We start from the raw sequence: 6354 nt of genomic DNA on the forward strand, positions 1-6354 counted from the left end.
CGGCGGGGACAACGGCATGCTCAGTCGACGGGGAGGGCCCTTGTGACCGGTGGGGTCGAGCGCTCACTCGACGAGAGCGGGACTGAGCGTTTGTGCGACAGGCGGGGTGAGCGGCATACGCCCGGTTTGTGGGGCTGTTGAGCGGTAGCCTCCGGGCATGAGCGAGCTGGGGGAGCGGCCGAGGTTCGAGCACGAGTCCGAGCGCCTCGTGTGGGAGCGCCTCGAGGGCACGATCTCATCGGATACGCGCCTTATCGCCAACTTGCGCCTGACCAGCAAGAAGAAGGACCACGAGCTCGACATCATCGTGCTCATGCCGGAGGTCGGCATCGTCGTGCTCGAGGTCAAGGGCGGCAGCGTCTCCGTCGACGAGCAGGGCCGCTGGTGGACGAGTAGCGAGAAGCGGAGGAGCCGCAGCCGGATCCACCCGGTCGACCAGGCCCGTGACGGGAAGTACGCGCTGAGGGAGTACGTCGAGCGCGACGAGCGCTGGAGTGACTCGTCACGGAGGCGGGTGCGCTGGGGCCACATGGTGGTGCTGCCCTTCACGGACCTCGACGACGACTTCGCCACCACGGACTGCCCGCGCTGGGCGATCAGCGGCAGGGGTGACCTCGGGAACCTCCTGGAGCGCATCAGGGACGTTGTCCTCGAACAGGAAACCGACAACCGAGTGCCGACCGAGGACGATATCGAGCTCATCGGCGAGATCCTCACCGGGCGGCACCTGCCGACCCGCGCCGTCACCGAGGAGGCGGACGAGCGCGAGGCGGTCGCCGACCGGCTCACACAGGAGCAGGCCACCCTGCTCAACGCCGCCCGTCTCATCCACCGGCTCGAGGTCCGCGGCGGCGCCGGCTCCGGCAAGACCATCCTCGCCCTGACCCAGGCCAAGGAGCTGACGCGCGGGAGGGGGAAGCGCAAGCCTCAACGGGTTGCACTGCTGTGCTACTCGATCGGGCTGAGCGAGTACTTCAAGCGGCAGCTGGCCGGGGTGCCGCGCAAGGAACGGCCCGCATTCGTGGGGTGCTTCGAGGACCTCGCGAGGGAGTGGGGGATCACCGAGTTCCCGGAGCGCAACGACACCGAATTCTGGGAGCACGGTCTCGCGGCGCGGATGTCCCAGCTGGCCGCGGCGCTTCCCGAGGGCCGGCGCTTCGACTCGATCATCGTCGACGAGGCGCAGGACTTTGCCGACGACTGGTGGCTGTCCCTGATGCGGGCGCTCAAGGACGAGGAGACCGGTGGGCTCTACGTCTACTCCGATGAGAACCAGCGGGTGTTCAGCCGCTTCGGCAAGCCGCCGGTGCCGCTCGTGCCGCTCGTGCTCGACCACAACCTGCGCAACACTCGGCAGATCGCGACGGCGTTCGGGCCGCTGACCCCCATGCGGATGAGCCTCCGCGGCGGCGACGGCGCAGAGGTCGAGTTCGTGCCCTGTGACACCGACGATGCCCTGAGCGTCGCCGACGACCAGGTCGACCGCCTCCTCGACCAGGGGTGGGAGCCGAGCGACGTCGCGTTGCTGACCCTCGGGTCACGCCATCCGATCCAGAAGGAGCGGTGGGCCGCCGAGGGGCAGGCCGGGTACTGGCGTTCCTTCTGGGAGAACGACGACGTCTTCTACGGCCACGTCCTCGGCTGCAAGGGTCTGGAACGGCGGGCCGTCGTCCTGTGCGCCAACGCCAAGCCGGACCTCGAGCGGGCCACCGAGATGCTCTATGTCGGGATGTCGCGGGCGACCGACCGGCTCGTCATCGTCGGCGATCCCATGCTGATCCGCGCCATCGGGGGCGACCAGGTGGCTGCCCGGATCGGACTCAGCTGACCTCGGCGCCTCCTGCGCCGCCGCAGGTGCACCAGCCCTCACTCGTCCGGGGGGCCCTCCTCTTCCTGCGACTCGAGGACGTCGGCATCTGAGTTCTCGGGCTGCTCACCAGCAGGTCCCGAATCGTCCTCGAGGGGTGCCTCGGGCTCGGTCTGGCTCTCGGGTCGGTCGTCACTCATGGCCCGTCCCTACCCCCGGCCATCGGGTTCAACCAGACCTCGGGTGAGGCTGCCGCTGATGCGAGATGATGAGAGGGAAGCTTCGGCTCCGGGCCATGCCGCCCCGCCACATGAGGAGGTCGGGAGGATGAGTGAGCCCTTCGCGGACGAGGTCCGCGGGATCGTCGTCGGTTGGGACGCGTCGCACGGCGCCAGGATCGCCCTGGACTGGGCAACCGAGTCGGCGCTGCGCCAGGGCCTGCACCTGACGGTGCTGCACTGCCTCGACCTCTACTGGAGCCCCGGCCTGTCGGCCGTGGACCCGACCGGACGGTATGCCGCCGTCAGCGCGGCCGCGCAGTCCGTGGCGCCACAGCCCCTGACCCCGGAGACCGTGCCTCCCGAGGCCGTCACGCCGGCAACACCGACCTCGGAGACCGAGGCTGCCGAGTCGGGAGCCGAGTCGGGCGCCACGGAGCCGGGGGCCGCGGCATCGGAAGCCATAAAGCCAGGGGACCGCGCCCCCGCCCAGCAGGGCAACAGCGTGCTGCTGGAGGGCGTCGAGCGCGCGACAGCCGTCCTCGGCGAGGGCCGGGTGAGCGGCATACCCGTCTACGGCACCCCAGCGGGCCAGCTCGTGGAGGCGTCGAGACAGGCGGACTACGTCGTGACGGGGAGCCGCGGACGCGGACGCCTCCTGTCCGGGCTGCTGGGATCCACCTCGTATGCCGTGACCGCGCACGCACACTGCCCGGCCGTCGTGGTGCGCACCGCCACCGAGGATGGCCACAACCCGCCACACCCTGGTCCGGGATGCAGCGTCGTCGTGGGGATCGACGCCTCGCCGCACTCGGCACGGGCCCTCGCGCAGGCCGCCGACATCGCGGCACGCACCGACGCGCCGCTGCACGTCGTCGCCGTCGCGGAGGCGGGCACCGTCCTGCCGCAGGCGTACTCCGACCCTCGGACGAAGGGGCGCCACGACCGCGAGGCGCGAAGCCATGCGCGCGAATCGCTACTGGAGGCCAAGGCGATCCTCGGCGTGACCCAGCCGGAGCTGTCTATCGAGTACGAGGTGCTGTCGGGCACGCCGGGACACGCCCTCGCCGACCTCGGTTTCGATGCGGGGCTCATCGTCGTGGGATCCCGTGGTCGGGGCGGGTTCACCGGCCTGCTCCTCGGGTCGGTGAGCCACACCGTCATCCACGAGGCGCTCTGCCCGGTCATGGTGGTCCACTGACCGCCGCGGCGGAGCGAGCTGCGCTCCGGTGAGCGCTTGCCGCCAGCGGGTACGGGCCTAGCACCTCTGGCGCGACAGGAGCGATGATCCATGGCGCGAACCCCGACCGTCGTCGGCATCAACCGGACCCAGGACGGCTCCATCGCCGTCGCGACACCCCGCTCCGTGCACACCCTCCAGAAGGAGCGGGTCAGCCGCCGCAAGCACCACTGGGGACGCCTCGGCGACCTGCCGCGGCTCTACCTCGATTGCTTCCCCGAGCTGCAGGGACCGGTCGACCTCGTCGTCGAGGGGTGGTCGTCGGACAGCGAGGTCGAGCACGCCGACGACTACCACGACGAGCTCCGCGCCTGCCTCGACCTGACCGAGGACGCACGGATCGTCGCGGTCTCCCACCACCTGTCCCATCTCTACAGCGCGTTCCCGCCCTCGCCCTTCGACGCGGCGGCGGGCATGGTGATCGACGCCCAGGGCAGCCGGGTCCGTGACCTCACCGAGCCGGAGCCCACGCCGGTCTCGCTCGCGTCGGGGACACCCGGTGACCTGCTCGAGGTCGGCACCTTCTACCGCTGTCGCGGAGAGCCGGGCCGCCCACCCGTCGAGGTGCTCGCCAAGCAGCTCTGGGACGGTGACTGGGCCCGACCGGTCGGCCTCGGCTGCTTCTACTCGCTGCTGACGAAGATGCTCTGGCCGGAGGGCGAGGGCAACGAAGGCAAGGTCATGGGCCTGGCCCCGTTCGGTGACCCGTCCAGGAACGCGCTGCCCGCGCTCGACGTGCGCGGCCACGAGGTCTTCATCCCGGAGGAGTGGCTCAAGGCGTTCGACGAGAAGGACCGCTACGGCTACTTCATCGACGGATCGGGCGAGTTCCAGGACTGCGCCGACCTCGCCGCCGCCGGGCAGCTCGCCTTCGAGGAGGCGATCCTCGCCGTGACGTCCTGGCTCCACGAGACCAGCGGCATGGATGACCTCGTCTTCGCCGGGGGTATCGCGCTCAACTGCTCCGCCAACGGTCGGATCCTGCGCGAGTCGGCATTCAGCGACGTCTTCATCCCGCCTAGCCCCCACGACGGCGGCACTGCCGTGGGCGCCGCGCTCTACGGGCTCATCGAGTGTCTCGGTCAGGAGAGCGAGTTTCGTTGGCACCATGACTTCCTCGGCCCTGAGCGTGACGCCTCCGAGGTCCGCGCGGCGGTGGTGGCGCTGGGCGCCGACGTCTCGGTCATCGAACTGGCTGATGACGACGAGCTCGTCGGGGCCATCGTGGACCAGCTCCTCGAGGGGTACGTCGTCGCGGTGCACGACGGGCCTAGCGAGTCGGGCCCCCGCGCCCTCGGCCATCGCACGATCCTCGGGGACCCACGGCGCGCCGCCATGCAGGACTACATCAACTTCGAGGTCAAGGGGCGGGAGTGGTTCCGGCCGCTCGCCCCGCTCGTCCTTGCGGACCACGCCGACGAGATCTTCGACGTCGACCGGCCCGCACCCTTCATGCAGTACGCCGCGGACGTGCGGCCTGAGCACCGAGCGACCTATCCCGGCATCACCCACGTCGACGGGACCGCTCGGCTCCAGACCGTGGAGCGGGAGAACACGCCGTTCCTGCACCGACTCCTCACCGCGTGGTACGACCGCACCGGTTGCCCCGTCCTGATCAACACTTCGCTCAACGGCCCCGGTGACCCGCTCACGGAGACGCCGGCCCAGTCGCTCGCCACACTGCGCTCGACGGGGATGCACGCGCTCGCGATGCCGCCCTTCCTCGTCACGAAGCACCGCCTGCCACCGGTCCCGGACGAGAGCTGGGACCGGCCAGACGTGCCAGCACGTTCCGCGTGATCTGCTCGACCTCGGGGGAGTGACCCGAGGCAAGCACGCGCGGCCAGTCCGTCGTCCCCGCCGTGAAGACCGTGCCACCCTCGGTGAAGACGCCCATGGTGGCAGCGGCGTTGCCCAGGCCCCACCCGCTCGGCCGGGCATCCCCGACCGCGAGGATCTCGAACGAGGCCGGCGTGCCGTCCGCTCCGGTCGGGCGCACGGGCCGCCCCGCCTCGAGGTCCTCCCGGTCGAAGTCAGCGCCGTCGCACTCGTAGCCGACGATGTACTCGTCGGCGCCGGCACCGAAGAGGTCCCCGTCCCTCAGACCGCTTCCCGCGTAGACCCAGTGCTCACTCTGCTGGACGCGGTAGCCCACCGGCACGGGATGCTCGGCGCCGTCGCGCTCGCCGCCGTTGCGGAAGCTGACCCCGGTCATGAGGTTCTCCGGGCGACCCGGCACCTCCCACCACCAGCCCTCACGAGAGAACGCAGTCGGTCCGGTGAAGACGATCGGCCACCACGCGACGTTGCCGCCGAAGAACGCCACGTTGCCCCCGTCATGCGTGAATCGCTCGACGGCGTCGCGCATCTCGGCGCTCCAGTACTCGTCGTGTCCGGCGCTGAGCAGAAGCCGGTGCCCGTCGAGCAGGTCGCGGCCCAGGGTGTGCAGGTCGAAATCCGTGCAGAACTCGAGCTCGTGACCCTCGTGCTCGAGCCAGTCGACCATCTTCGCGTCCCAGTGCACGTAGGTCTGCCGCAGCGTCTCGTCGAAGGGGTCCAGGTCGAAGGTGTCATACGGCGTGCCGCCGGTGCCGCCGCCCGGCCGGTGCACGCTGACGGCCGTCGGGAACGCGATCGGTACGTGCTCCGGCGGCGGCATGTTGTAGAGGCACCACTGCCCCCGCCCCGACGCCGGGTCGTACGGCTCCGGCACGACGAGGTTGTAGGCGTGGTACGTGAAGAGGGGCAGCTTGTAGAGGGTCGGCGCGGGAGGCGCTCCCTCACGAGGTCGGAGCACGAAAAGCGCTCTGCCGCAACGGGCGTCGACGGGATCGTCAACCCGGCGCCCACCGGCCGCGGCCCCAGCCTCGACGAGGTCGGCCACGTAGACCCCTGGGGGCCAGTCGCCCGGGATCGGGAGCTCATAGGCCGGCCAAGCGGGCCGGACAAGCCCATCGAGTCCCGCGTTCGTCTCCCCCCAGTCCTGGAACGGAAGATGCAGGCCCGCCTCCACACCGACGACCCACTCCGTCCTCCCCGCGACGGCGCGGTCCCCAGTCACCCGGTGGAGGCGGGCCCGCCAGCGCTCG

At 70.6% G+C, this 6354-nt stretch carries 5 protein-coding genes; 3 read left to right on the forward strand and 2 right to left on the reverse strand.

What is annotated here, in order from left to right; all coding sequences use genetic code 11:
• Positions 1-157 precede the first annotated feature (157 nt).
• Positions 158-1828, forward strand: a complete 1671-nt coding sequence (locus ACTHJJ_RS13270; RefSeq protein ID WP_440303412.1) for an NERD domain-containing protein — start codon at positions 158-160, stop codon at positions 1826-1828.
• A 38-nt stretch (positions 1829-1866) separates the two neighbouring features.
• On the opposite strand, the gene ACTHJJ_RS13275 is transcribed toward ACTHJJ_RS13270, so the two are convergent.
• Complete coding sequence (locus tag ACTHJJ_RS13275; RefSeq protein ID WP_440303413.1) at positions 1867-2007, reverse strand: hypothetical protein; 141 nt, start codon at positions 2005-2007, stop codon at positions 1867-1869.
• A gap of 127 nt (positions 2008-2134) precedes the next feature.
• Here ACTHJJ_RS13275 and ACTHJJ_RS13280 point away from each other — a divergent pair, with 127 nt between their 5' ends.
• Together ACTHJJ_RS13280 and ACTHJJ_RS13285 are read left to right on the forward strand one after the other, a co-directional pair.
• Complete coding sequence (locus tag ACTHJJ_RS13280) at positions 2135-3226, forward strand: universal stress protein (RefSeq protein WP_440303414.1); 1092 nt, start codon at positions 2135-2137, stop codon at positions 3224-3226.
• Between the two features lie 90 nt (positions 3227-3316).
• A complete protein-coding gene (locus ACTHJJ_RS13285; protein ID WP_440303415.1) occupies positions 3317-5065 on the forward strand; it encodes a carbamoyltransferase C-terminal domain-containing protein in 1749 nt (582 codons plus the stop codon).
• Here the strand turns inward: ACTHJJ_RS13285 and ACTHJJ_RS13290 are convergent.
• Positions 4992-6354, reverse strand: a 1363-nt coding sequence (locus ACTHJJ_RS13290; protein WP_440303416.1) for a N,N-dimethylformamidase beta subunit family domain-containing protein, incomplete at its 5' end; no start/stop codon positions are given. The two genes, ACTHJJ_RS13285 and ACTHJJ_RS13290, sit on opposite strands and share 74 nt — an antisense overlap.

Origin of the sequence: Intrasporangium sp. (assembly GCF_051961875.1) — a bacterium.
Taxonomy (GTDB): Bacteria; Actinomycetota; Actinomycetes; order Actinomycetales; family Dermatophilaceae; genus Intrasporangium_A.

Bases quoted from the DNA above. Each gene is read 5' to 3' on its own strand.
- ACTHJJ_RS13270 (WP_440303412.1), top strand. From the start codon at position 158: ATGAGCGAGCTGGGGGAGCGGCCGAGGTTCGAGCACGAGTCCGAGCGC.
- ACTHJJ_RS13275 (WP_440303413.1), bottom strand. From the start codon at position 2,007: ATGAGTGACGACCGACCCGAGAGCCAGACCGAGCCCGAGGCACCCCTC.
- ACTHJJ_RS13280 (WP_440303414.1), top strand. From the start codon at position 2,135: ATGAGTGAGCCCTTCGCGGACGAGGTCCGCGGGATCGTCGTCGGTTGG.
- ACTHJJ_RS13285 (WP_440303415.1), top strand. From the start codon at position 3,317: ATGGCGCGAACCCCGACCGTCGTCGGCATCAACCGGACCCAGGACGGC.